1 protein-coding gene is annotated in these 556 nt (G+C 73.4%); it reads left to right on the plus strand.

Annotation, left to right across the window (positions count from 1 at the left end; translation table 11 throughout):
* The coding region (locus KUM32_RS41815) for an aminotransferase class III-fold pyridoxal phosphate-dependent enzyme (protein WP_217146842.1) at positions 1-556 on the plus strand (556 nt) is incomplete at both ends.

Below are 556 nucleotides of genomic sequence, written 5' to 3' on the forward strand. Positions count from 1 at the left end.
GTGCGCTCCCGTGGCCCGTTCGCCCACCTCACCGACGAGCGGTTCGTCGAGGCGTGCGTGGCCGACCTCACGGACCTGCTCGGGCAGGCGCACGGCCAGGTCGCGGCGCTGATCGCCGAGCCGATCCAGGGAGTGGGCGGCTTCACCTCGCCACCGGACGGGCTGTACGCGGCCTTCCGCGAGGTCCTCGACCGGCACGGCATCCTGTGGATCAGCGACGAGGTGCAGACCGGCTGGGGCCGCACCGGGGACCACTTCTGGGGCTGGCAGGCGCACGCCGGCAGTGGCCCGCCCGACCTGTTGACCTTCGCCAAGGGCATCGGCAACGGCATGTCCGTCGGCGGCGTGGTGGGCCGCGCCGAGATCATGGACTGCCTGGACGCGAACTCCATCTCCACCTTCGGCGGCAGCCCGGTCACCATGGCCGCGGCGCTCGCCAACCTCGGCTACCTCATCGACCACGACCTGCAGCGCAACGCCCGCCGGGTCGGTGGGCTGCTCATCGAGCGGCTGCGGGCGGCCACGGCCGGGCTCGACCTGGTGCGCGAGGTGCGCG

Source organism: Streptomyces sp. AC627_RSS907 (genome assembly GCF_019049165.1).